The organism is [Limnothrix rosea] IAM M-220, assembly GCF_001904615.1.
Lineage (GTDB): Bacteria > Cyanobacteriota > Cyanobacteriia > Cyanobacteriales > MRBY01 > MRBY01.
The window spans coordinates 1-25,686 of record NZ_CM007612.1 but is presented as its reverse complement, the minus strand read 5'-3'; the positions used below and the strand labels follow the sequence as shown (position 1 = coordinate 25,686).

Below are 25,686 nucleotides of genomic sequence, written 5' to 3'. Positions count from 1 at the left end.
TTCCTCCTGTGTTTCATAAGAGAAAACACCCCACACCATTCAGATAGCTCTGCCACTAATCTTTACTTCGGAACCGGAACATCCACTTCTACTAATTCCAATTTCTCTGGCGGCGTTCCCTGTGGTGCTTTATTCGCCAATATCCACCATTCCGCTAATCCATTCTCCGGCACTGCCATCCCATGCAAGTACCAATACTTTCGATGCAATCCATATTCTGATAACCAACGCGGGATCTTCCGTTTCGCTAATTCATAAGCTCCACTAATCTCTTTTTTTTCGGTCGCCTCCGGATTTTCACCATAAGTTTTGCTGATCTTTTCCTGTAAACGTCTCAGTTTCGCCACCACTACTTCTACGGAGTTCTTCTTTTCCGATTGATTAAGTAAGAAAGATGATTTTTTAGTGTCTGAAAGATTAAAGGCATTATTTATTTCAACTAAGGGTTTAGGGCTTCGCCCTACATGCTTAGTATGGGGTTTTTGATTAAAATCGCTAGATTCTTTGCTGGGTAAGGGATTACAGGCGATTTGAGGGTCTTGATTTTTTGGTTTAGAATGGCTGGAACCATTGCTGTGACTGGAATTACACACGATTTCATTGCTGATTTCTTTGGGCTTTTCTGTGATGATTTTTTGGTTGTGATGTTTGCTAAATATGGGTTCCAGTAGTTTTTGCCAGTATTTTGTCAGGGTACTCATCGAACTGCTTGCTATCTTGGCGATCGCCTTCAAGAAACTGGTCTTACTCTTGAATGCTTCTTCGACGGTTAGAACTTCGGCTAATGCTTGTTTGATGCGCTGGATTGCGTCCTGTTTTTTCTCTTCGTTATTCTTGCCGGGTAATGGCAGCGGTTCACTGATTTTTGTTTTGCTGCCTGCTGGACTGAATCGCCGTTCTGCCCACCGCGCTATGTCCTGACATCGCTGGTTAATGTCTTCTTTGTGCTGACAATATTTTCCGTAGTTTGGTAATTCGGTTACGAGTTCTATCAGGCGATCTCGTAGTTCTATTCCTCCGTATCCTTCGAGAATACGTGTCTGTCTACCGAGCTGGATCAAAATATCGTTTGTTTGATGTGCTGCTGTGAACCCATTTTTTAGTAGGTTTTCGTATTCTGCTTTTATTGGTTGCAGTCCTGTGCTTGTTCCTTTGAAGTTTTTGTATGACTTTCTGCCATACATTGCCACCGATAATGCTTCATGATCTTGGCTACTCGCACAAAATTCCCATCGCCTGATAAACACGGATAACATGCTGCTATCTGGTTCGTAGTCTTTGTCTAGTACAACGCTCCCCTGTTGCAGGGGTAGCCGATGTCGCTGGTACTGCGCCCATGTCGTTGGGTCTTCTCTCTTCCCTAATGCTTTCCTATTGGGAAAGATCTCTAGTTTTCCATTGGCGACTTCATATCCGGCTGCTATCAAATGTTCCGCTACTGTCCGCGCCAAGGCATAGCTTCCCACTTCTTCTGAGAAAGGGTAATACACATGTATGCCGCCACTATTACTCGATTGCACTGCAAAGCTACTAATTAGTCCGATGTCTTCTAGTTCGCCTTTTATCCCCTGCAGTTCAGCTCCTTTACTCGGATGGTAGGGACTATCTACATCGATGTCCAACATCAGGTACTTTGTCTTCTTTCCGAACCCCACTCCGACTACTTGGTGTTCGGATTTCCACAGCTCTAGTAGTTTTTCATCCGTTAATACCAGCGGCAATTCCCGTTCTTTAGAAAATCTCCATGTTCGTCGATTTATTGTCTTCCACGCTGCTTTTCCTTTCTCTGTAAGGCTTTCGGCGTAGATCCACTCCCAACGGTGGGCAAAGATTTCTAAAAAATTTTCTGAAATTTCCCTAAAACTCTTTTCAGGGAACGTTAAATCTATTAACATGGTAGGCATATGCGCCCCAGACGCATAGGTGCTGCGCACCCGCCCTGCAAGGCGAATCCGCAATTGATATGTTTTCAAAGCCGTTGGTTACAAGTTTCGTCGCTTAACAACCAGCGGTTTTGTGCTTTCTATAGGGTTTTCTAGCTTCGAGTAAAGCCTAGATCCCTTCCTAGTAACATTACCATAATCTTTTCAGGCGATCGCACTTACTACTGAGAAACGTCTAAAGCAGGCGATCGCAGACAGACCTTAGGCACATTGACTACGTTGTTATGGTTTATCCCTAGTTGATAACACTGACATCATTCGTTTCAGCTCTAATTCCGGCAGAAAGACATTATCAAATCAGACAGTTCTTTAAGGACTGTCTCAATTCAACTTGAAATGAAGGATTATCAACACAATCATTCATCACAAAAGGCTTTTATTTCCAAAATATAGACAGATCAAAATCCACAAATATAGCACTTGAAAAATTTTGCATTTTCGAGTAGCTCTTCTCTAACAACAAGCAATAGTTAAGCATTTATTCTTCGAAAGTAGCTATAAAATTACCATACATTCAGTGACCTAGATCACAATCTATTAGCATTTCACTTGCCAGACTTTTAATCACAAAAAAAGTTTCCATTCAATCTAATAAATTTACAAAAGCAATTTTTCGAAAATCATTTTAATAAAATTTTAAGATTTCACAATTGCTTTCTATTGGTAATCTCAAATTAAGCTAAAAATTCATAAAAAAAACCAAAACAGAATAATTTACGCTAAATTCTATTTAGATTGGATCTCCTGTCTGAGATCACTCGAATTTCGTAATTTTTTTTATTCTGTTAGCTTAGTGGAGGAAAAAAAGCAACTCAAAAGATGGTCAAAACTTGGGTTATTGAGATTCTCAGTATTCCTGTAGTATCACTAAAATCCTAATTTTTTTGATCAAATCCACTGGAATATGACATAAAACAAAGACTCCCATCCATACAGCCTGGAAACCTTCTGGATGAGAGCCTCTATCTCGGCAAACCAAATAAAAGTACTTCATTTGCCTATTTTCATTATACCGGATATATAGGCGAAGTCCTTTAATTGTCATGCAATTTGAGGAAATTTATCGTGCCTAATTTTTCAATTAAGCCTACACAATCAAAAGTTTTTCTATCTTGGGAATCGACTTATCAACTGCTTCAGGATGTCAAACAACCCCACACCAGAACAGAAGCTTTTAATACTCTCCTTCAAGCCCATGCTGATAATATTGCGGCGATGTGCCGCTCCACAGTCTGGGCAAAGCAATGGGGCTTTGAGGATGCCTATCAGGAAGCGGTCATGCACTTTTTTGAAACGGCTCTTCACACTGATAACCCGGCTGATTTAGAGTCTTATTGGAATCTCCGTAATGCTGTGAGAACAGGGGCTGCTAAGAATATCTATCCGATGTCTGTTAGTCCCTATCTTGCACAAAAACTTCAATCTAATTCTTTCTCTAAGGATCTTGATTTTGTTTCGGAACCTCGCTCTGAACTGGATACTTTTGATGACATTGGGTGGCATTCTTTAAAGGCAATATGTCAAAAAGATTTAACGAAAAGACAACGGTTAATTTTGGAGTTTATCTGCCAAACTCCGGGAGATATTCCCACAGTTTTAGAGCTAGCAGCATATTTGAATCTTTCTAAAGCAAGTGCACAGCGGACTTGGAATTATTTTCAAGATTTTTTCAAGAACAATACTGAAATCATCCGCAATCTACATCATTCAGTTGGGTTAGATTTTCTCAAAGCTTATTTTCAGGATCCGATCAATCACCCTGTTAGCTCTGCACTTGAAAGGAAGGCTAGTGGCGGTATAAAAGTTCGGATTAAGCGTTCTGAAAGTAGAGATTCAGCTATTTCTGTATTAGGGAAGCTGGTTGTTCATTTTTTACAGCCTCTCGCTAATCCAGATAGTTTTATTAATTGGAGAAACTTTACTCAGCCGACTTACGGATTCGGAAAGATTTATTCTAAGTTGTTCAGGGACAAGCCTTATTATCCATTATTTAAGTCTCCTGACATCACCAATCAAGTATTTTCACGCAGCGTAACTGATATCTGTTTTACTCCCCCTCAGCTTGGCATTCCAATTCAGTCTAAATCGACTCGACGAGATTTATCGGCTTATTTTCTATTCAAGGTGAGAATAATAGATAAAAAGATCAGTTGGCTCTATCTTCAGACTGACATTTTAGAAAAAATCCAAGGTTTAATTGACTGGCTTATTCTCTACTTTCAGAAATTTGCTGATTTGTATTGGCAGATCTCACTATGGTCTATTACCTGTTTCAGACCTGTCAGGGGTAGTCCATTTCTCTAATTGCTTTTGACTTTTTGATTGGCTTTGTCTTGTTCTAAAAATTACGGGCTTTTACCTGTTTCGGGTAAAGATAGTTTTGGCATGTTTTTTACTCTGAATAAAGCGATTCATCACGCTATTCAACTTAATTTATTTGAGACTTGGCAATCAATGCCTTCTGCATGGATGCGATTTTGCCACCGAGTTCGCTGGCTTTTGCAATGGGGCTTTTTGGGGTTTGCGGGGGTCTTCAGCTTACGTCCTCTCCCGGTTCTGGCTCAGTCGGGTGTACCTTTTCCGGTTGGTGCTGCTGGTACGGGTACGGATGGCATGGCTGGGGATGCAACTCTGGAGTCTCAGGCATGGATTAGTGAGGTAGCTGGCACTTTTGATACGCTCTGGGATACTTACCTCTCACTGGATTCTCCCTATTTCGCTATTTTGCTTCAGGCAACGACTTACATCGTTGCGGTGGGCTTTATGCTCTGGGCGATCGCCGCTGTTTATAAATGGCAAACATCCAGCTACAAACAGTTTCCATGGCAGATGATCTACACGCCGCTATTGGTCGTTTTTCTGTTTGCAAATGGCGGTCAGCTTACATTACTCGGTCTGCAAGCCTACAAAAATCTTGTTTATGGGGCAAATGACTATATGTTGACCCAAACCTATAACGGGGTTTCGGGGCGCGACTTAATTAAAAATGCCAATCTTCAACAGGGTCTCAACAATACCTATCAACAGAAACGAGAATCTTGTTTCGCCCTGAACGGACAAGAAGCAACGCAATGTCTTGAGGAAGTTGAGGCGGAAATGCAGGCGGCGGCGGAAAAGCTGGGCGAACAATCCTCATCGGGTTGGACGTTCAATCCGGTTGGTCGCATGTTTAATGATTTCATGCAGCTGGTGGTCACTGGCTTTCTGAGCTTTATGGCAGGGACATTTCACCTCATCATGGCTTATGCTCTGGCGGTTTGGGCTTCCTCTGCACCCATCTGGATTGCGATCGCCCTCTATCCGGCGGCGAAAAGTAGTCTACAAATTTTTGTCAGTGGTTTGTTCGCTGCCATGTTGAGCATCTGGATGTTCACCATCCTCCAAATTGCCCTCGCCAGTCAACAGAGTGCGGCTTTAGGAATTCATGGATTACTGTACCCATTTTTAGGCGGATTTATTAATCCTTTCCTTGCTCTTTTTGCTGGCAGCATGGGCTTTTCAGCAGTCTTTGCGGCTTCGGGAGTTGCGATGAATACGGGCGTTAAACTTCTACGTTTGAGGAAAGGCTTATGAATTTTATTCCCAAAAAATCCAAGAATTTTCTACCGCTCTGTGTGGTTAGCTGTCTCGTTTTGAGTGGGTTAAATCTTCTGATTAGTCTCGGTGTGATTGGGGCGCTGGGCAGTCTGGCAAACAAACCTGCACCTCGTCTGGTGGAAACAACGGATGGGGTCACTCGCAATGTGGTTGCCCTCGACCATGCGGAGCCGACACCGGAATCGATTCGCCAGTTTGTGGCTGCAACTCTCTACAGTCTCTATGATTGGCGCGGTATTCTCCCCCCGGAAACGGCGGAGGATGTTGGTTCGCCTAAACCTGACCTCGGTGTGCCGATTTCGACTGGTAATGGCGATCGCAAGATTACAACGGCGACTTGGCGGGCGGGTTTTCGTCTCAATGATGCTATTCGCCAAGATATTCTCACTCAGATTGCGATCCTGACACCGCAGGATATTTTTACAGACCAACCCAGCACTCAAACGGCGATGACTTCCCCCATTATTGGTGTGCCTCAAAAGGTTGAGGCGGATCTCTGGAAGGTTGATTACACCGGACTTCTGATGGTTTTTGCGAATGGTGACAATTTGGGCGATCAGGTGGTTCGCGAGCATGAGGTTTATGTCCGCGTCATTGATCCGCTTGTGCCAGTAAATGCAGACATGGCAAATCCCCAAATCTCAGACATTCAGCGGGTTGTCATGGAAGAGCGCAGTTCTGGGCTGGTCATCGAATCCATGCCTGAAAAATTGAGGAATTAATAATGTCACAGGATTTTGAGTCTTTAACGTTGGAACGTTGGGCTAATTTTGATTTTGAAGCGGCTTCCACAGCACCTGATTCTTTCACGACGGAAGATGCATCGCCTGATTCGGAAGAATTAACGACAAATGAAGCTATAGATGAGATTCCAGCGCCACCGCCTGCTTACCAAGATTTAGAGATTGAAGTGGGCAAGGTTCCTCTCTATAAGCGTCCTCACATCAAAGGGCTATTTTTTGGTTCGGGTGTTCTCCTGATTTGTGCGCTCCTTGGGACGGCTTTAACGCAGGGGACAAATGTCAAACTTGGCAATGCTGACCCAGAGGCGATCGCCCCGGAAGTTTCTCAGGTAGAGGATGAGGATGAGGTTGATCCTGAGCAAGCCAAACTTTCGGAGCTGGAGGGGGAAATTGCTTTTAGCACCCTGAAAAATCGGGCGGCGGTTTTGGAGGAACAGAAAAAACAGCAGGTTCTGACGGGTCAATTGGATGAGCAGCAACAGGAGTCAGCGGCTTCGGCTTCACTCCCACCGATTAATTCAACGAGTCCTGAGAGGGCGATCGCCCCATCTCGTGCCTATACTCCTCCGCCACGACAAACTTTTATTCCTCCAACACCAACGGGTTCTATGCCCTCTGCTGCGGTTGCGCCAACGGCTCCTCAGCAAAAGATGGTGAGTTTTGGGGCATTGCCGGAAAGTCTTAGTCAGTCAAGGGTTGACGCTCCTCCTCGTTCATCTGAGGGGATTGTTAATGATGATTCGATTTTGTTGGTGCAGCAGGAAACTTCTTTTTTGCGGGGCGATCGCCAATTTTTAGTGGAAGGGGGTCAGTCTCTCACTGGCACGATTACGCAACAGATGATTGCGGCAGAAAAAGCAATTCTCAACATTCGCACGACGGAGGCGATCTTGGGTTTGCCTGCGGATTCACAGCTTCTGGCTGAAATTACTCAGTTTACGGATGGTTATCTCGTGGCGGAGGTGCGGGCAATTCTTCAAGGCGATCGCCCTGCCATGCTCCTTCCGGCGGGAACGATGACGGTTTCGGGGCTGGATGGACGGCTCTTAAAGGCGAAAACGGATCAGAGTTTTTTGCAAACCCAAGTCGGTCGGGCGTTGTTGGGAGCGGGTCGTGGGCTGGCAGATCAGTACATTAGTCGCTCAGAAACGTTCTTTCAGAATGAGTCGAGTACCTCCATCACAAGGGCTGGGGGCGATAAGGATTGGACAAGTTTGGGGAGTGCGGCGCTCAAGGGTTTGGCGGATTCGCTGCTGGCGGAACCCGATTCGGAGTCGGCGGTGCAACTGGTTCAGCCCAATACTCCCGTCCAGTTAACGATTAATCAGGCTTTTGTTGTTTCTCCATGAGGAAATTTGCCATGAAATTTCTGTCAAAGCTTTCTATTTTCATGCTGATTTTTGGGTTCTCAGGATCGCCTGTCCTCGCCCAAACGCAATGGATTTCGGCGCAGGCGGCACAAAATCAGGTTCCGACCATTACTCTCAAAGTCAATCAGGGGATTAATCTCAATCTACCGGATGGGATTTTGGCTTATAAGGGTTGGCTTGATGATGGCTCGATGGTGCAAATTGACGGCGATCACCCGTTTGAACAGGGTGCATCCATTCTCCATTTAGTCGCCTCTCAGGCAGGAAAAACACAACTCAGTTTGGTCACCCGTGATGCTAATCAGGTTGAATCGTTGTATGTGTTTAAGCTAGTCGCGGGATCCCAAGGCAATAGCATCGTCAATATCACCGCCAATCCTGTCGGCAACCCGAATATTTTAGCGATCGCCAATAATGCTAAGCAGCTTCAGCGAGGTGTTGATCTAGCCATTGAGCGGCGGTTATTGGTTGAAAATTCGGAGTTACATCTGGCAATTCAGGAGGCGATCGCCAAGGTGGATCAAGGGATGTCCATGCAACAGGTAGCGGCGGCTTCCAATCTCAATTCCCGCACCATAGAACAGCTCTTCCAAATGGGACAGTTCGAGGCATTTCCATCACCAAATCCGACTCGTCAGGAACCACTTTTAGTGAGAGGAGAAGAGGCTCCAAATACTTATCAGACAAGGCTTTCAGTGCTGGAAACTCAGGCAGACAGTTTGGATAGTTATCAGCTTGCTAATGCGATCGCCAGAGGTTTGATCACTCATCCTGATACACCCTACAGTAGTCGGCTGTATCTCCGTTATCAGACCATGATTCGCAGTCTACGGACAGGTTCTACGCTCATTCAAGCGGCACAGCACAGCAATCTTCAGCTCGCCCATGTGAAGTTGGTCTTGGAAAATGCGGGAGTTTCACCGGAGGCAGCAGGTTTATGAAATCGCCAATTCTCTGGGTCACTCTTTTATTAATGTTGCTGTTCAGTTTTGGCTGGGGAACCCCCAGCACTGCCAGTTCTGTCCCGACAGTTAATCTAGAAACGTTACGCTGGGCTGATTTGCCGCCGATTCAGCAGAGTGATTCCTATCTGGTTGATACGGGTTTATCGCAGCAGGCGGGCTATTCTCTCGATAAAAACATTCAGGCGGGCGATCGCCTAACGGATATTTTTACGCTGGGTGACATGGCGGAAACTGGGATTGCAGATTTATCACTCATTCAGATTGAAACCCTTGCACAGCTTAATTTACAAGATATTGCTCTGTCGGCGATCGCCCACTTTACTAAGCAATCTTTGGGTTCATTGCTTGAGGCTTTACCTGTCCTAAAAACTTTACCTCTAGGAGAAGTTCCACCTCTCGCGGATTTAGTTAAAAGTCAGTTGACGGAAGGAATACAGGATTTACTCTCTCAAAATATTGGCACATTAGTTAACAATTCGGTGATCGCCCAACTGCCCCTTTCCCAAATTCCCAATCTGCAAACTTTTTCAGTGGCTGACATTCCAACCTTGGCGGAGACTCCCCTCAAGGAATTTGCGGGGTGGCAAGAGATTCGCCTCAAGGATATTCCCCGTTTGGATCAAATTCCCCTCGCCGAGCTGGGCATTTTGTCTCCTTCGGCGATCGCCACATTGGATGTCGTTTGGGGTGCAGCAGAATCACAAGCCACATTTCAGCCCATCTCCGGCAGTACAACGGTCGGCTTTCAATATCCTTGCCAACAGGAACGCTGTGCATACATCGAACTTTCGGGTCAGGGACACAAGGGCGATCGCTGGATTAAAGGTGGTGATCCAGAGGCAGGTGGGCAAATGGTTCCGGGGGGTTCTGGCTTACTGAGCAAAGCTTTCGGCGGCATGGAACCTACTGGACGAATGCTCGGCTCGGAATTTAAATTGATTCTGATGGATACGGACGAAGCCACGGGGACAGCGGAATTCGGACTATCGACACGCTTCTGTAAGCGGGGTTTGGTTGATCTCGGTTGTACGCCCTTTGTCTTCGGAACATGGTCACTCTTTCAAGCCAAGGAAGGGGATGGGATTTTTCTCGGTTTCGATGATATGAATGCGCTGCCCAATCCTCAGATTAATGTCCCAGAAGAGGTTCAATCACAACTCAAGGCGGCACAGGCAAAATACAGCGATTCGTCTCCGGCAAATGAAAATGAATGTCTACAAAAAATGCTGCAAACGGTTCCCCTTGACCAACGTTCTGGGGTTGAATCTCGTCTGCCGTCATTGCTGGAACAGGCTGAAACACTCAATTTGACCGAATCCCAAACTGCCTATGCGATCGCCTACCAACTGACAAATAGTACTGCATCCATGCAGACAATTATTCCTCAACTGAAACAGTTCATCACAGCTACCAAGGTTGATTTTTTCGGGGTAGGTACAGCTCTGAATTTACCCTCAGACAAGACCACAACCCTCGCCCACCAAGCCTCTGACTATCAGGCGATCCTAAAAGATTGTTTCTTTGGTGGTTCCTGTGGCGGCGGCAAAATGCAGCGTCCCTCAAAAGGAGTCGTCACCAGCGAAATGGGCAATCGCCTTCACCCAATCTATGGCACTTGGAAATTGCACGCGGGCATTGATGTCAGTGCGGGTATGAATGCATCGATCCTTGCAGCGGACTGTGGTGAGGCGATCTATGTGGGTTGGGAATCAGGCTACGGCAATGTGGTGGTTCTCAAACATCAAAACAACCTTTTCACGCGCTATGCCCACATGAGTTATCAGAAAGTGGCGCAAAATCAAACGGTCAAAAAGGGTCAACTGATTGGCTTGGAGGGTTCCACTGGCGGCAGTACGGGGGCGCATCTCCATTTTGAAGTTCGTGATGGCGATCGCTTTGGCAAACCTCTCAACCCTAGAAATTATGTCAATTTTTAAGCTTTTAAAAAAACGCGCTGTCCTGTTGTTTGGCGTTTTCATTCTCTTCGGTTTCATCGTGGCAATATTCTCGGTGCGTTCTGATTCGGTTGAATCCCAGCTCCAAGTTTCTTGCATGACTGAACCTTTTGCCGTTCTCGCTGAATATGATTCATATCAAGTGATTCAGGCGACTGATCTTGATGGGCATGGACATCATCCTGAAGAGATTTTGGTGACTGTTCAAAACGGTATTTGTAGTCGCCTCAATCCGCCCAGTGACAACGATTATCCCTTCAGCAAATACATCGACCAAACAGCGGCGATCGCCCTCAATGAGCAACTTTGGCAACGCAAGATCGACGCACAGGGCGGCAAAGTCAAGTTTGAGGCGGGTTTCACAACCTTCGCCCAAGAATCTGACGCGGTTTTGTATATGCCTTCTGACCGTTACCAAGCCCTTGAAAACTTAGAAATTGAGATTCCACAAAATGTCCAACCCGCAGACGAGCCTCCCTCCTTCTAATCCTTCTCAACCTGACCTTAATGCCTATGTTAGTGAGTTAATTTTTTCGCCACTAGGTTTACTGCTATTGGGTTGTGGGGTTTTGTTAGCCTTCATGACCTTTAAGGGCGATCGCCGTAAATCGGTCGTCCTTGGTAAGGGCAAAATTGCGACACCGCAACAGATCAAAAATGGCGCATTGCGGACGCTAAAACAGGTTCAAGCTGCCAAACGGGCTGATGTTGGTCTCTGGGTTGGCACGCCAAAAGGGTCTGTTTTTTGTTGTCAAAAAGGAAAATGGCACATCGATCTTTGCTATGACCCGCAAACGCTTTATCTCAGCGACTGCACTTCTGGGATTTCGGTGTTGGGTGGCGCAGGTTCTGGTAAAAGTTTTTCGGCATTAAATCCGCTCTTTTTGTCGGGTTTGGCGCAAGGCATTCCGGGGCTTTATTTTGACATCAAATATTCCACCCACTCGCCAGAAGACCCATCACCCACTGCTTTAATTGCAGGTTATGCCAAGCGATTGAACTATGAAGTTGGTTTATTTGCACCGGGTAAACCGGAATCTCTTTGTTGCAATGTCCTCGATTTTATCCGTCATTCTGAAGACGCGGCGATGGCGCGACAAATTGCGAAAGTCCTTTATTTGAATTTGAATCCCCAAGCTCTGAAAGGCGGTTCTAATCCGTTTTTCACGGAGGCAACAACCTCATTTTTAGCGGGGGTGATGCTGCTGGCAAAACAAACGGACTGCCCTGATTTGGTGATGTGTCGGACGTTGACGCGCCTACCGAGTGACCAATTACAGATGATTGTCGATGCCCAACCGGAGGCGATTCGCATGGTTTTTGATGCGGTGGTTGATGTGTTTGGCGTTGAGGAAACCTATGGCAGTATCAAAGCGACTTTTGCTAATCTTTTGAGCGGGTTATTGATGCCGGATTTGCTGCCGTCTATCTGCGGTAAAACGACGATTCCTCTGGATTTGGATGAGCGTAAAGTACTTATTTTTGGCAGTGATGCGGAGCGGGGTGAAATTGTTAATCCGATTTTGGCGACGGTGATTCACCTTTTGACTAACCGGAATTTGCTGAAACCGCGTCAACGTCCATTTTTGCTCTGGCTGGATGAGATTTCCCAAATTTATCTTCCCTCGGCGGAAGACTGGCCGAACATTCACCGCTCGGCGGGTTTGGTGATGGCGATTGGGGTGCAATTCCCTGAAGTCCTTGAAAAACGCTATGGCAAGGATGGGGCGAGTCGCTTGTTAAAGGCTTGTGCGACGCAATTGGTGTTTCAGGCGAATGATATTGCGGATGCGGAAAAATACTCGAAATCGGTGGGCAATCGGGATGTGGAGTACGACACCAGAGGGCGATCTCGGCAAAAGGGCGGCAATTCCACCAGTGATACGGAGCATAAACAGGCGATCGCCATTATTGAAGCCAGTGAAATTCTGCAACTATCGCAGGGTAAAGCCATTATCTGGAATCGGGGTATCGGCGATCGCCACGGTTCCCGTATTCCCTTAATTCAGACCATCACTATTCCAGACCATGATCTGAAGGCTTTTAAAGAATCCACCGCCGATTGGGAAACCCTCAAACAACAGCTTTTAGGGACAGCTTTACCGCATTTTACTCAGCAAGATTTTGTGAAGCGAGATCTCGCTCTAATCAATGCCTATCAAGGGATTTGCCCTGATCTTGGACAAGCAACACCACCACAAAATGACGAGATTGACCTTGCCCAACTACGGCAGGATGCCATCGATTTCAGAAAAATTGATGAACCGGATGCCGAAGAAATAATGTCTGCGGTTCTGTAATTTCAGATTGATTGCCAAGTTTTATCCGAATTCAAACGACTTTTTCCCCTTAATCAATAGAGACATTATTCCGGCTGCCATTGCTCCGGTAAGTCCCCATTTCTAGGAGGAACCCATGCTTTTAGATTCAGACCAACTACTCATTGATGACCTACCTGAGGCAATTCAGCGCAAGGTTGATTTTTCGGAATCTCTGGCGCTGCTCACGGCTCAGGGTTGGCACAGCGAACCTTTACCCCCAGATTATCTACCTGAATGCGTCGAGATCTATGCAAACGGAGCTGACGATACTTGCTTTGTCGTCCATCAAGGTCGTTTAGTTCACATTGACCCAGATTTTCTTGCAACTCGTACTACTTCCACGTTCTGCATCGTCATTGATGAATTACCTCGTTATGTCCAAGTGCATGGGGAGTTACTTCTCGACACCTTGGGAGGTTGTTTATTACCGGATGTACTCATTTCTCCAGCAGCTCAGATTTCTCTTTTAACTAATACTTTAGGGCAATAATTTTCAGCACTTCATTATTTTAATTTGAGACCAAAAATATGGATATTCAACAATCTAGTGATCAGCACTCTGCCAGTGAAATCACCAATAATTCAGTTGAGGCTTCAGCCATGGCAGTCTCGGCTCTGGATCAGCTCTTGCAGAAATTAGCTCAACTGGGCATGGATCCCAATCAAGAAATTACAATTCGGGTCGGCTCGAAAAAGGTTTTTGATGGGACAGTCAACGGGGATGGCAAGCGCACACAGTTAACTCAAATGCAGGCTAAAACCCTCAGTGAGGCATTTGCACCTCAGGAGAATTCCGGTTCTGTGCGGGTGATTGACAAGCAGAATCAGGTTTTGTTTAAAAGCAAAGGGGGGCAAATTCTCAAGAATGATTTGGCTCTGCTCCAATCCAATACGGAGGGGCAAAATACTAATTCTCCAGTCAGTTCTGAAGCGGTTTCAGTTCCAGACCAAGCTCCACCTTTGGATAATGTTGAAGTTTCAGGAGAGAAAAAAGATACGGTTCAGACTTTTTCGATGGAGCAGTTTGAGGCGTTACAAACTCAGCTTAATTTGACGAATGAAAAGATCACTGAACTGCAAACAAGACTGGATACTTTAACGCAAGAAAAAGCATTAAATCCGGTTCCGGTGCAAACTCCAAATCAGCGTTTAGGTCAATGGTTTAATCAGCAGCGCAATCTGGTTGCGGATAAGTTGCGGGGTTTGGCAAATCAGATTTCTGTGACGGCTTCTGAGAAGTTGGCACAAACTCAGGGTCAGGTGCAAGAACAGCTCCATCAAACTCTGAGTCAAACGGGTCAACAGGCGGCAGAAGTTTTCATGAATAAGTTTGTGGAACCAGCGGTCAAGGTGGTGGTCAGTCAGATGGAGAAAATCGGCGAGGTTGATCTTGCGGCGGATGGAACCAAAACTTTTCAGACGAAGGCGATCGCCTGGAGTGTTGCACCGGATGGTGGGGTGAGTTTGACTCGTAAGGCTGACAATCAAATAATTACGCCAACTTCAGCAACTTCCAAGGAAATGGGGGTCATCAAGGATTTTGTGATGAAGGCAAATCAAAATTATGGGTTATCTCAAACGCCTTCACAGCAGGTTATGCAAACTCCTCAACAGGAAACCACTCAACATAAACACACTCAAAAGGCTTAATCATGCAGGCGATCTCCCTCATCTATTTTGCCCAGCAATTGATCTCGTTTGTGGGAGTTGTCCTGTATCGAGGTCGCTGGCTCTGGATTTGTCTACTGATCATCGAGGGAACAGGTAGTTTTGTCCTCAATCGTTCCTTCATGCGGATGGCTTTTAGGACATCTCCTCCACTTGAATGTCCAGTGAAACGTTAAGCTTTTTTTGGCATCTTCGGGGATGCCTTTTTTGTGGCAAAAATCCTCATTAATACGCTATCTTGGCACAAGAATAGAGATTCTGATGGATTAATTTATGGACAATATTTCTGATATTAAATTAGCTGAACTCAAGGCAAAAGTTCGCTTTAGAATATTAGCAAAAAAAGGTAATCCCATCGTTGGTTTAGCATTACTCAATAAGTTAGATCAATATTTTTCGACAAGATAGAGTTCCATTTTACGTCTAAGATTCATGACTATTGTGCTGGCAATAGCTAAATTTTTATCTTAAAGATAAGCACAAATTTCAGCAAAACACTCTTGAATTTCCTGCCATTTAGGAAATTTGCCATAACACAGGCTTTGACATTGAGTTTTATATTCTTTGGCGATCTCTTTCGCTAAATCTAATTCAGGAAAAAGAGCCACACTCTTGGAAAAGTCTAAAGCTTCTGGGAGAAGATCAATTTGTTGTGGAAAACTCAGTTTACTAATTTCGTAAACATCTAATTTAATTGCTTGGTATTCATCACTAGTCAATAATTGAGTGATTTCATTAGTTTGCGCCAAACAATACAGATCATAGTAATGTCTCACTTGACTTCCAAGAGCTTTTTGCTGATTTTGGAAGTCCATTACAGCACTGTGAATTGCAAATAATTTCTCTACAAAAGTACGTCTATAATGCAGCACTGACATGGTAAAAGAAGCTTCATCTTCAGCATTAAGGCTTTCTCCTTTTGCTTTTAAAAATTGGCTAACATAAGAAGAAATTTCACATTCTTCAACGGGATATGTTCCACTCCTTGTACCGACTTCCAGAAAAATTCGATTTGATACTAATCCGAGACTCGGAAATTGTTGAGGATAGTGAAAATAGCTATGGCGATAAACTCCCCTTTTTGACGCTTTTCTCTCTCTATCCAAGGTAAAAGCAGGGTGGCTAGTCACTATATTTTCTAAGGTTTTCAGGGTTTTATCTGCCTTGCTTTCACCGAGGGGAGGATCAAAGGCTTTTTTATTCAAAAATAGATCAATATCTTCTGAAAATCGTTGGATAAGATTCCATGCTTTTGATAGGCTTGTTCCTCCTTTAAAAATTACTTGTTGTGGGTATTGATAGGCAATTATCCTCAAGGCTTCAGTCACATAGTAGTCCTTTTCTACTAACATTTCTGTCAAGCCAATATGTCCGAAATGGTTTTGGGTTGCTTGAATTAAATCAGTAAAATCGGGTGATTCAAATAGTTTCATTTGGCTTGCCATTCTTCTGCAAACGGCAGTTCTTTAAACAAGCCAAAGTCAAATCTAGATAAGGGATTTAGTTGCCTTTTTAATTTTTGTAATTGTTTGGAATCTTTTTTTAATGTTTGCCCCATTGCACCTAATATTGCTCTAACTCTAGGTGGTTCTGTTGTGGCGATCGCCATAATATTTTCAAAATGCTCTTCTGTATTTAGTAAGTCAAGAATTTTTTGCATCGTTTCTTGGGGGGGAAATTCACTATGGATGCCACGATTACGCAAACTATCTAACAGAGCGGCTTCAGTTACATTCAATTGATGCCAATTGGCAGGGCGACGGGTATGTAGTTTTGCTCGTTCTCCTAACAATTTTAAAGGCAGGCTAGAGGCTGAGGTCGCAAATTCTCCGTAGGGAGTATTTTGCGTCGTCAAACCCAGAAAGTTTGCAGCACTTATTCCAGCAGGATATAGCGTAACTCCTGTTTTTTTAAGCAGTTCTTGCACTCCCGTCTGACTCGGATGAGTTTGACCAAAGCGCGTCATTTTGGGGCGATAGTACACGCCTTTACTAACCCTAGTGAGGTAACCTTTCTGAGTTAGGCGAGACAGTGTTTTGGCGACAGTCGTCATTGGTAAATCAGGAAAATCTTGGATTTGCCAGTATTGTTTATCCTGTTTTTCAATGCGGTGGCGAATCGCTTCAGCTTTACTCAACATTTTTTGATTATGCGCACACTCTTTATTTAGTATGAATTTCAAATTTTTTAGTGTCAAGTTTTCTGGCAAAAAAACTTTCTTTTGGCTCTAAGGAATCTATGCAACAAATTATCGATTATTAGCGATCGCCCTCATCTACTATTTCAAACGCAATTTTTGCTTGGGATTTAGCCTCTGTTCTAAACGCTGTAATTCTCGTTCTATCTGCATTTGATAAGTTTGAAAATCTTCGGGAATGCCCTGCTTACGGCGTACTTCGAGAGTATTGCTTTGGTGCAAGATTTTGAAAACATCTTGGGGTTTCGCAATGTAGGCGATCGCCGTATCGATCATCAGTTCAGTAAGTTTGCGCCCTTGCCCTTGGGTTTTCAGTAGATAATTTCGCAGCTTCAAATACTCGTTGCGATAATGTTTTTCGGCTTCCCACGCGAGGGGAATACTGTGCTTAATGACCTCGGTTAATCGCTCAACGCCTTGATTCACCAGCAAATCATCGATGCCCTTGCCTTCGTGGGACTGCCATTTGAGAACAGATACTTCACAGCCTGCTTCGGCTAATAATTCTCCGGTTCGCACTAAATCTCGCCGCACATTTTGCACGGTGCTTTGTTTGGTGTCTTGATCGAATGCCATCAGGAGTTGTCGTCCGCTTGTTGCGAAGACCTCTAATTCTGGATGGAGTCTGCGTTTTGGTAGTTCTACCCCATCTTCCTTTGAGCGATATCCACCTGTCACGCTCGGTAAGGCGATCGCCCCATAGCCCTGACTGATGAGTGCCTCAGCTTTTTTCTTGCCTTCCACCGGAATAATCGCTATTTCTGGATGCCAATACACGCAAGCCCAAAAACCGCTCTTTCGCTCTTCAGCACTGGGATTCACACCGTAACGTTCATAGATTTTCTCGGCAAAAATATCGGGCACTTTCGGGAAACTAATTCCCTTAGGAATGCCTCTCGGTGCTTCATATTTGCGGTACTGGTCACTGCCTTTTTTCTGGGTTTTATATTCATCTAAACGGGGCTGGTCGGCTTTAAACTCTCCAAATTCTTTTTCGGGGGGAACTTGTCCGGGTTGCAAATGGGGGAGTTTTGTCGCATCGATGCCGCCATCTGCCCAAACGCCTCCCTCGGCAACGGTGGCATATTTATCCATCACCCGCTTCATTCGTTGGGTCACAAACTGTCCACTGCCCAAGGTGGCTAAATGCTTATCTAGCAAGTGTTCGTAGACATCCATTTCTTTTAGGGAAATGGCATTTAATGCGGCAACTTCTGGGGCAATGCCGGAGGCTTCGACTCGCTCCAACCAATGTTTTTCTTCAATGTGCAGAGGGGCAGGTGGGGGCGGTAATTTGATGCCCTGTTCTTTGAGCAGTTCGGATGGGTTGGTTTGGTTATAGGAAATATCGGCTAGTTCTGCTAATTTCTGGGCGTTGGGTGTCCAGATTTGTGCGTCATATTTAGCGCGGGATAGGGCAACTAAAACGCTTTCGCGGTTGACGGTCGGATCATTGCCAAAACTGACTAAAACTCGGTCTGTGGTTTTGCCTTGGCTAGAGTAGACTGTGCCCACAATGGCGTGATCTACATGGTTGCAATCATCGAGGGAGAATTGATCTTGGCGACCTGAATCGTAGGTAACTTTTGCTATTCTTGTTTCTGGGTCAATGGCTTGAATGGTGAATTCCCGCCCGTTGAAGCGTTTATCTTTGCGGTTATTTCTCGTCCATTTCAGGCGATCGCCCTCAGCGATATTCAGGTGGTGTTGGGTGAAAACTTCGGTTGAGAGTGGATATTTGAAGCCTTTGAAGTTTAGGGTAATGCGGTCATCTAAGGTGATGTTTTCGGCTTCGATTTTAGTGATTTGATAACGCTGGGAACGTTTCAAGCAATTATGATTTTTTAAAGGAATCAGGACATCGCCCACTTCATAAAATCGGGCATGTTGTTTCTGCTCTTCAGTCATATTTTTACGGCTGAGAATATTTATGATGAAGTCTTGGTCGGTAAGCTTTTTTTCTTGTTTTAATCCTTGCCGAATTCGTGAAGTGATGGCGTGACGTTCGCGGTGAGTACCTGACAAGACTAGGGTTTGACTCCGTTCTGTTTCTGTAAGGTCTAAATAAGTCGCGGCAATTTGTTCGGCTCTTGCTTCGAGGGATTCGCTTTCGGTGATTTTGTCATGTTTGTTTAGCCAGACAATGGATTCTGCGCCAAGGTTGTAATAAGTGAGTTGGACTGCCCGCGCCAAAATGGGGTCTTTTTGTCGGAGAAAATCTTTTAATTGGCTACTGCTTAAACCGTTATCAATGAGGGATTTAAAGGGTGCACCAGCATTGACGGCGGTTAGTTGTTTGGGATCTCCGACTAATAATAATTGGGCATTATAAAATCTGGATTTTTGTAGTAAGTCATAGGCTTCTTGGGCGGACAGTTTTCCAGCTTCGTCAATAATCCACAGTTTTCGTTTGGTTGAGGGTTCACTGTTTTCGAGGAGATGGTACGCGACAGTATTGGTCGTGATGTTGATTTCATCGCCTAATACTTCGGCACTACTGGCATCGGGGGCAAAGCCGGATATTTCAATTCCTTGATTTTTGGCAATATTTACCAAGGTTTTCAGGGTGAAGGTTTTTCCGGCTCCGGCAACTCCCACCCAGCCCACAATACGGTCTTGGCTCTTCAGGGCATGGTTAATGGCAACGGTTTGGGAGATTGTGAGGTTTTCAGGAAGATGGATTTCCTGATTTTGGAGTATTGGCGGCAGTCGGTTTTGACCGTCTAGCATGATTGCAACGGTCATTTTTTCGCGCTCTAGGCTTTCCTCTGTTGCAAATTTAGCTGGGCGATCTCCTCGGCGAATGAGTCGGGGATTAGCTTTGATCGCCGTCTCTATTTCATCGAAGGATTGACCTGTAGGTTGGCTCACCACAAAGCTTTCAAGATCTTCGCTCGTGAAGATGGCGGTGCGTTCTTCGTTATGGCGGATGGCTTGGGCCACCAACTCCGGCACATTGCTTTCGACTTTTTGAGGTGATGGTTTTGGGGTGGGATGTGTGATGTCTAATTTTTGCGCTTCGGCTTGCCATTGCTGCTGGAGTTCTCGGCGATCTACATTTTTTTGCTTGGTTTTACGGGTGGCAAATAGGGCTGTAATGCGGTTCTCGGTGGTATCTTCTAACCCTTCTGTTTCGAGATAGTCGAGGATCTGCTGGTGGCGATCGCTGAATCCTTCTATCTGTTCTCGCGTGTAGCCTTTCAGTTCAAAATAACCATCCCTTCTGATTTCAATCTCATAGCCCAGCTTTTGCACTTCATATGCCAACTCATTTTGATACATTCTCCCCAACAATATTCTGTGTCGATATAGCTTTCGATTAGCTGCGGAACGCCATACTCCTGACTCATCTTGGGCGATATTCATCACCAGACAATGGGTATGCAAATTCGGTTCTAGCTCCCGGTTCGTATCATGCAGGAATTTAGCAACGCACAAATTATCAATTTTTTGATGCTGTTTTTTGACGCGAGTTTCTGCATATCGTTCTTGAATCAGGTTCAACATTCGGTCTACCACTCGATTATGGGCTTCGAGTAATTGCCTTTCTCCATTTACCAAAGCGGCTATTGAGATTGATTTCGGTGCTGAAAATGTTAAATCAGTGCCTGCCCTTGCTTCTTTTCCTCTCGGTGGAGCTGCCCGTAGTTTTGTCTGACCATCTGCTGTCAAACCCTGCAACATATGACGAAAGACTTTCGGATCGTTGATCTGACCTGACAGCCCCAGCGACTCTGCACCTTTTCCCCACCACTCAGAAAATTCAACTTGGTCTTCTTCTTCGTAATAATTTTCTTTGTAGTAACTGCCAGCTTTTGCTGGTGTCATCGTCGCAATTGTTAGCATCATCAAAATTTCTGTCCTAATTTTCTAGGGCAAATCTGATGGAAAATTCGGATATTTCAAAAAAGGACTTCCAGAGGTGCGTAATGTGTGGGGAAATTTTCTCTGGATGACTAGTAAGTAATGGGTAGTGAATGGTTGTTGATTGGTAGCTATTTGGTGATTATTTGGTAATGATTTGCTCTTTATTTGGTCGGTTTTCTCAATAAGCCAACATAATTTGGCCTTTACTGCGAATAGAAATTTTTTATCTGCTTGAGTTTTAGCAAATCACGACCAAACGAGCGGCAAACAGCCGGCACTTAGCCACCAGTTCTAACGGCAATACAAATATACTTCTCAAGACTTGATCCTATGATGTGATTTTTTTTCGCAATGTCGAAAATTTTTGAGCCAAAGTTTTTACCGGAAGGCAAGGTTAGTTCATGGGGATGACGGTCTGATCGGAGAACTCTTTGGAAACTTGCGTCACAACTTGGCGGCTCTTTATCTGTTTTTTTCGGGGTTTTTCCTCTTAACACTCAGGAGGAAAATTTATGTCCAAACTCAAAATTGTGATTGACCCCGGCAGTAGTGCGACTAAAGTGGCTTATCAAGTGGATGATGGCTCCACGCAATGTTTCTCGATGTCTCCCTATTGTGCGGCTGTACCACCTGACTATCCGCGCTCTTCTTCATGGGGCATTGGCTCCACTCATATTGAGAATGCTTGGGTTAGTCATGCTGATTCTTGTTATCTCCTTGGGGCGATCGCCAAAAAATTTCAGGGTTCTGCTATTCGGAACGATGAGCTGAAACATGTGAAGGCTCTCTACAAAATATTGGGGGTTTTAGCCCATATACAGACGACTATTACGCGGGAAAAACGCCCGATTGATCTGGGTATTCTGCTGCCTTTTGATGAATACGTCACGAAAGATCAGCTGGAAGAGGCGTTAATGCTGGCTCAGGATCTTGTCCAATATTGTGGGCGATCGCTCTCTTTGGAGATTAACGAGATCACCATCTGTCCGGAAGGGGCGGGGCTTTTTCTGCAAGGTTTACCACCAAAAATTGACCGACAATCGGCACGGGTTGCGGTGTTGGTAATCGGTCATCGCAATGCATCTTGGCTCGTCACGGAAAATGGTTCTCCGGCTCTGGCGGAATCGGTGACGAATAATCTCGGCTTTCGCTGGTTAGTCCAAGAGGTACGCCAACGCACTGGGCATAAGGATGAGATTGCTTTAGCGGAAATGATTTTCTCTGGTGAACATCTCCATGCAGATATTCAACGGGCAGTTCAGGTTTGTTTACCTCTCTATTGGCAGCAAATTCAACTGTTTTTGGATGAGCAACAACCCATTGATTATGCGGTCTGTGGTGGGGGTGCAGCGATACTCCTCGAAGACAAAATTATTGCTCATTTGTCGGGGAAAGTTAGCTGGGCAAATCATTTATCTCGTGCAGTCTTGAAATCGGGTCTTAAAGATCGGGTGATGGCACGTCGCCTCGCCGACTGTTATGGACTACTGCAAAGTTTATAGAGGAAATAAGTATGACTAAAAAACATTTTTTTCGCAGTGAAGAGAATAGTCCTTTACAACAAATTTTGGAGGACATCAAACAAAGTGAGGGTCGAAGTTTCCAAAAGGAATTGGAGGATACCTTACTCATTTTGTATTATCCCCATCTCTTGCATAAACAAGGGGCTTCATCTGAACAGGTTTGTCGCCAAGCTGAAATTTCTATCCGACGTTTACATCAAGAGATCACTCATTTAACGGCTCTAATTAATTCTGTTTCTTCTACATCTTCAATTCTAGATTCAGGGGAAGAGCAGACAGATCTTGATATGGATGATGCTGAGTCTAAGCCTTTTTTTACACCCCAATTATTCGCAAAAAATACTTTTTAGAGGTAATTAACTCATGAATAAGCAGAACATTGTCGAGAAATACAGCACTTCGATCACTAAGGTTAATGAAGTTCTCCGAGCTTTAGATATTGATATCGATACGGAGGAATTTTCTCCTGAGCAAATCCAGATTCTTGATCAAATTTGGCATTTGGTTCGACAGGAAAAGAAGACTTACCAAGAGGCGATCGCCCTCATCAAAAATCCGTCGGCTGATTGCATGGATGCAGTGGATATGGATTTAGATCCGCAGCTCACAAGTCTAATTGATCAACAGTTGGCGGCGATCGCCCAACGGTTTGCGGGGGAAGCACCCTACATTATCAAGCAACAACAGGAGCAGGTGAGGCGGTACATTGTCCGCAAATATTGGGAAAAGTTGAATGGTTTAGTGGCTTCGGGGGAGATGCAACGGGCATTTGAGCGGGTTTTGGGGGCGGATTCCCTTGAGGCGCAGATTTTGCCGGGGGAGTCGCCTGCGCTGCCAGAGAGTTCCTCCTCCGATACTTGATGGATTTTTGTCGGGAACATGAACGGGCGATCGCCCTCAAGGAAAAACAACTTGCCATTCAACAGGCAAAGATTGAACAGGTCATCTCGTTTCGGCGGCGCAAACGGCGGGAATTTGATCGCTTGTTTGGCTCTGTTTTTTCGGTGCTGGTTTTGGTGACGATTGCCTTTGTTCTCGGCATCTTCTCGACACAGTTATTTTTGTCTTGATGGATGAGTAGGGCGATCGCCCTAAAGCAAAAAGTCTAATTCTGATTGTCTCTCTCGTAAAATGGAACAAGAATCCTACGAACAAAAGATTTCAATGGTTACTACCAAGCTGATGTCCACCCTGCTAAATCTGCCTCGCGCCGATAAGTTTCAGATTATTCAAACCCTAATCGCCGAACTTGCCGAATCAGAGCCAGAGCTTATTCCAGCAGATCAAGCCTATCCTGTATGGTCTCCTTACAATGCAACCGAAGCCGCTGCAACAATGCTGCAAATTTTGGACGCAGCTAAGGGAGTAAACCATGAATAATGATGTAACCTTTCCCTTCATCCCTGTTGATTCAAATTTGGGTGAAGCTAGCTTACGCCCCTCTCTTCCCCTAACACTAATCTATGGCGAACAAGCTACCGAAACAGTCGGATTACTCGACACCGGACTAGTGTGAATGTTTTGCCATACGAAGCTGGCTTGATATTGGGTTTACAGTGGAATAACGAAACAACGACTGTCCAATTAACCGGCAATCTTGCACAGTATGAAGCTCGTGTTGTGATGACCTCGACAATCATCAGCGAATTTGCTCCAGTAAATCTAATTTGGGCATGGACACAGGCTCCACAAGTACCGCTAATTCTAGGACAGGTCAACTTTTTTCTAGAGTTCGATGTCTGTTTCTATCGCTCTCAAAAACGGTTCTCAATTCGACCCAAAGAAACGACATAAAACTTGGCGATCGCCTAATGTTCCTTGCCCTTTTTTACTTTGCAAGAAATCACATCATCATGAAAGAGAAAAGAGAAAGGCGATCGCCCCTCCATTCGATGTCCGCAACCAAATTACTCTTCTTCCTCTTCAGGAACTAAAGGCTCTTGCGCTGCATGTCGCACATAGATAACCTGTACCGTTTGCTCGGCGACGATGAAAAGTATGCGATAGGCGTTTTTCCCTTTGCCATAGAGAAGCTGCCGAATTTCTGTCTCCGACTGGATAATAACTTAATATTTTTCGCCCATCAAACATCATCCAATTGCTCGAATATTTCAGCGAAAAAGTCTTCGGCAGGTCTACCCTGTCCTGCTTGCATTTGCTCTAGACCACGCTTAATTCCCTTCAGAGTTTCGAGCAGTTCCGCAGCATTTAATAAGGCTTGGTAGGATTCGGCATCTTGAACAACTAGCTCGGCTTTGCCATTCACAGTCAGCACTAGGGGATGTTTTGTACGTTTGAGATTGTCAACGAGTTCACTGGTGTTGCGCTTGAACTCAGTCAGGGAGCGGATATCTTGGGTTAGATCAAGCATAATTTAAACATTCAATACACATTTAATTCTATGCTATTGCTATTATGAATGATTCGGACACTTTTTTTGCTAAAAGGCTCCATTTTTACTAGAAATTACCTTCAATTTAAATTACATCACTCTATTTCCTGAATTTTTTGTGGTCTTTATATCTGGAATAAAGTCGATCTAAAACACATTTCACACTCGTGTGCTGCCACTTATCTCCACGCTTTGGTTTATAACCTTGTTGATTCAGATAATCAGCGATCGCCCGCAAACTTTTACCCGATTTATGGTGCCGACGAATCACATCAATTACTTCTATTTCATCCGATTTAATTACTAACTCTCCATCCACAGATTTAAATCCAAACGCAGGCGCACCATAAGCATATCCACCTTTTTCTGCCTTCGCTTTTCGCCCACCTTGCGTCCGTTCACTAATTTGAGAACGTTCTAATTCTGCCACCGCCGCCATCATTGTCAACACCATCTTTCCCATCGAAGTTGACGTATCCACATTCAGATCCAGCAATACCAAAACCTTATTATTCGGCTGCAAAATATCTTCCACAAGAGTCAACACATCCCGACAGTTCCGCGCAATCCGATCCAACTTAATCGCAATAATCCCATCTGCATCCATTGCGACATGATCCATCGCCGCGAGAAATTGCGGACGATCCTCTGTATTTTTGCCACTACCTACTTCTTGATACAGATGCACTAGCTCATGACCATAGGCATCACAATAAGCCTGAATCCGTCTCATCTGCTCCGGAAGAGAGGTATTTTCCCGCTGGCCCTCCGAGCTCACCCGCACATAGCCAACCAATTTCACTTGAAATATTTACTCAATCTGTAATAACAGCATTCTACAGTACAGATTATTCAAATAACTTGTACGCCCTCATTATTGACAATGCCCCAAAGCATCACGATTCATTGCGAAACTATTGACTTACGAGCTTGAAATAGGTCAGAAATAAAGCTTTTCCAAAATGTGCTGGGAGGTGATCGCCGTCAACTAAACTTTATAGCTTGTCAACTTGTTAGCTTTATAACCAGACAACAATACTGGTTTTCAATAATCGTGCTAAGCTTCAAACCAAGTTAGCTTGTCAACTTGTTAGCTTTATAACCAGACAACAATACTGGTTTTCAATAATCGTGCTAAGCTTCAA

General features: G+C 44.7%; 23 protein-coding genes and 1 pseudogene. 18 read left to right on the top strand and 6 right to left on the bottom strand.

Features of this window, described 5'->3' with window-relative positions:
• Positions 1-62 precede the first annotated feature (62 nt).
• Positions 63-1,973 (bottom strand): hypothetical protein, encoded by a 1,911-nt coding sequence (locus NIES208_RS00125; RefSeq protein WP_139324941.1) that lies wholly within the window; start codon positions 1,971-1,973, stop codon positions 63-65.
• Positions 1,974-3,008: 1,035 nt separating this feature from the next.
• On the opposite strand from NIES208_RS00125, the gene NIES208_RS00120 reads away from it, so the two are divergent.
• The 12 genes from NIES208_RS00120 (at position 3,009) to NIES208_RS19555 (ending at position 14,970) form a co-directional block, all read left to right on the top strand.
• Entirely contained in the window at positions 3,009-4,247 is a 1,239-nt protein-coding gene (locus NIES208_RS00120; RefSeq protein WP_139324940.1) for a sigma-70 RNA polymerase sigma factor region 4 domain-containing protein, read from the top strand.
• Between the two features lie 81 nt (positions 4,248-4,328).
• Positions 4,329-5,516, top strand: a complete 1,188-nt coding sequence (locus NIES208_RS00115) for a hypothetical protein (RefSeq protein ID WP_075888467.1) — start codon at positions 4,329-4,331, stop codon at positions 5,514-5,516.
• Positions 5,513-6,262, top strand: a complete 750-nt coding sequence (locus tag NIES208_RS00110; RefSeq protein ID WP_075888465.1) for a hypothetical protein — start codon at positions 5,513-5,515, stop codon at positions 6,260-6,262. Before NIES208_RS00115 ends, NIES208_RS00110 begins: the two co-directional genes overlap by 4 nt.
• Positions 6,263-6,264: 2 nt before the next feature.
• On the top strand, positions 6,265-7,632 hold the full coding sequence (locus tag NIES208_RS19285) for a hypothetical protein (protein ID WP_225875214.1): 1,368 nt from the start codon (positions 6,265-6,267) through the stop codon (positions 7,630-7,632).
• An 11-nt stretch (positions 7,633-7,643) separates the two neighbouring features.
• On the top strand, positions 7,644-8,594 hold the full coding sequence (locus tag NIES208_RS00100; protein ID WP_225875213.1) for a hypothetical protein: 951 nt from the start codon (positions 7,644-7,646) through the stop codon (positions 8,592-8,594).
• Positions 8,591-10,555 (top strand): M23 family metallopeptidase, encoded by a 1,965-nt coding sequence (locus NIES208_RS18325; protein ID WP_084176463.1) that lies wholly within the window; start codon positions 8,591-8,593, stop codon positions 10,553-10,555. The genes NIES208_RS00100 and NIES208_RS18325 overlap by 4 nt, the downstream gene beginning before the upstream one ends.
• Positions 10,503-11,060: a hypothetical protein gene (locus tag NIES208_RS00085; RefSeq protein WP_139324939.1), complete on the top strand. Its 558-nt coding sequence runs from the start codon at positions 10,503-10,505 to the stop codon at positions 11,058-11,060. The genes NIES208_RS18325 and NIES208_RS00085 overlap by 53 nt, the downstream gene beginning before the upstream one ends.
• On the top strand, positions 11,026-12,873 hold the full coding sequence (locus tag NIES208_RS00080; protein ID WP_075888461.1) for a type IV secretory system conjugative DNA transfer family protein: 1,848 nt from the start codon (positions 11,026-11,028) through the stop codon (positions 12,871-12,873). Before NIES208_RS00085 ends, NIES208_RS00080 begins: the two co-directional genes overlap by 35 nt.
• A gap of 115 nt (positions 12,874-12,988) precedes the next feature.
• A complete protein-coding gene (locus tag NIES208_RS00075) occupies positions 12,989-13,384 on the top strand; it encodes a hypothetical protein (protein ID WP_075888459.1) in 396 nt (131 codons plus the stop codon).
• A gap of 38 nt (positions 13,385-13,422) precedes the next feature.
• Positions 13,423-14,544 carry a hypothetical protein gene (locus tag NIES208_RS00070; RefSeq protein ID WP_075888457.1) on the top strand — a complete coding sequence of 374 codons (1,122 nt, stop codon included), beginning with the start codon at positions 13,423-13,425 and terminating at the stop codon, positions 14,542-14,544.
• Between the two features lie 2 nt (positions 14,545-14,546).
• A complete protein-coding gene (locus NIES208_RS00065) occupies positions 14,547-14,738 on the top strand; it encodes a hypothetical protein (RefSeq protein ID WP_075888455.1) in 192 nt (63 codons plus the stop codon).
• A 97-nt stretch (positions 14,739-14,835) separates the two neighbouring features.
• Positions 14,836-14,970 (top strand): hypothetical protein, encoded by a 135-nt coding sequence (locus tag NIES208_RS19555; RefSeq protein ID WP_282956252.1) that lies wholly within the window; start codon positions 14,836-14,838, stop codon positions 14,968-14,970.
• A gap of 59 nt (positions 14,971-15,029) precedes the next feature.
• Here the strand turns inward: NIES208_RS19555 and NIES208_RS00060 are convergent, their stop codons facing one another.
• The 3 genes from NIES208_RS00060 to mobF all read right to left on the bottom strand — a co-directional run bounded on the left by NIES208_RS00060 (position 15,030) and on the right by mobF (position 20,608).
• Positions 15,030-16,007, bottom strand: a complete 978-nt coding sequence (locus tag NIES208_RS00060; RefSeq protein ID WP_225875212.1) for a nucleotidyl transferase AbiEii/AbiGii toxin family protein — start codon at positions 16,005-16,007, stop codon at positions 15,030-15,032.
• Positions 15,992-16,702, bottom strand: coding sequence for a DUF6088 family protein (locus tag NIES208_RS00055; RefSeq protein ID WP_075888534.1), 711 nt, complete (start codon positions 16,700-16,702; stop codon positions 15,992-15,994). Before NIES208_RS00055 ends, NIES208_RS00060 begins: the two co-directional genes overlap by 16 nt.
• 138 nt (positions 16,703-16,840) lie before the next feature.
• Positions 16,841-20,608 (bottom strand): MobF family relaxase, encoded by a 3,768-nt coding sequence (gene mobF, locus NIES208_RS00050; protein WP_225875211.1) that lies wholly within the window; start codon positions 20,606-20,608, stop codon positions 16,841-16,843.
• Between the two features lie 530 nt (positions 20,609-21,138).
• On the opposite strand from mobF, the gene NIES208_RS00045 reads away from it, so the two are divergent.
• From NIES208_RS00045 to NIES208_RS00020, 6 genes and pseudogenes are all read left to right on the top strand, one after another.
• Complete coding sequence (locus NIES208_RS00045; protein WP_075888451.1) at positions 21,139-22,128, top strand: ParM/StbA family protein; 990 nt, start codon at positions 21,139-21,141, stop codon at positions 22,126-22,128.
• A gap of 11 nt (positions 22,129-22,139) precedes the next feature.
• On the top strand, positions 22,140-22,499 hold the full coding sequence (locus tag NIES208_RS00040) for a hypothetical protein (RefSeq protein WP_075888449.1): 360 nt from the start codon (positions 22,140-22,142) through the stop codon (positions 22,497-22,499).
• 13 nt (positions 22,500-22,512) lie between these two features.
• The gene (locus NIES208_RS00035; protein ID WP_075888447.1) at positions 22,513-23,010 is read left to right on the top strand and encodes a hypothetical protein; all 498 of its coding nucleotides are present in this window, start codon (positions 22,513-22,515) and stop codon (positions 23,008-23,010) included.
• Positions 23,010-23,219, top strand: a complete 210-nt coding sequence (locus tag NIES208_RS00030; protein ID WP_075888445.1) for a hypothetical protein — start codon at positions 23,010-23,012, stop codon at positions 23,217-23,219. The genes NIES208_RS00035 and NIES208_RS00030 overlap by 1 nt, the downstream gene beginning before the upstream one ends.
• A gap of 94 nt (positions 23,220-23,313) precedes the next feature.
• Positions 23,314-23,529 (top strand): hypothetical protein, encoded by a 216-nt coding sequence (locus NIES208_RS00025; protein WP_075888530.1) that lies wholly within the window; start codon positions 23,314-23,316, stop codon positions 23,527-23,529.
• Positions 23,522-23,943 (top strand): annotated as a pseudogene (locus NIES208_RS00020) (hypothetical protein). The gene NIES208_RS00025 and the pseudogene NIES208_RS00020 overlap by 8 nt, the downstream one beginning before the upstream one ends.
• A 289-nt stretch (positions 23,944-24,232) precedes the next feature.
• On the opposite strand, the gene NIES208_RS00010 reads toward NIES208_RS00020, so the two are convergent.
• Together NIES208_RS00010 and NIES208_RS00005 are read right to left on the bottom strand one after the other, a co-directional pair.
• Positions 24,233-24,520, bottom strand: a complete 288-nt coding sequence (locus NIES208_RS00010; protein ID WP_075888443.1) for a type II toxin-antitoxin system Phd/YefM family antitoxin — start codon at positions 24,518-24,520, stop codon at positions 24,233-24,235.
• Positions 24,521-24,641: 121 nt separating this feature from the next.
• The gene (locus NIES208_RS00005) at positions 24,642-25,343 is read right to left on the bottom strand and encodes a recombinase family protein (RefSeq protein WP_075888441.1); all 702 of its coding nucleotides are present in this window, start codon (positions 25,341-25,343) and stop codon (positions 24,642-24,644) included.
• Positions 25,344-25,686: the final 343 nt, after the last annotated feature.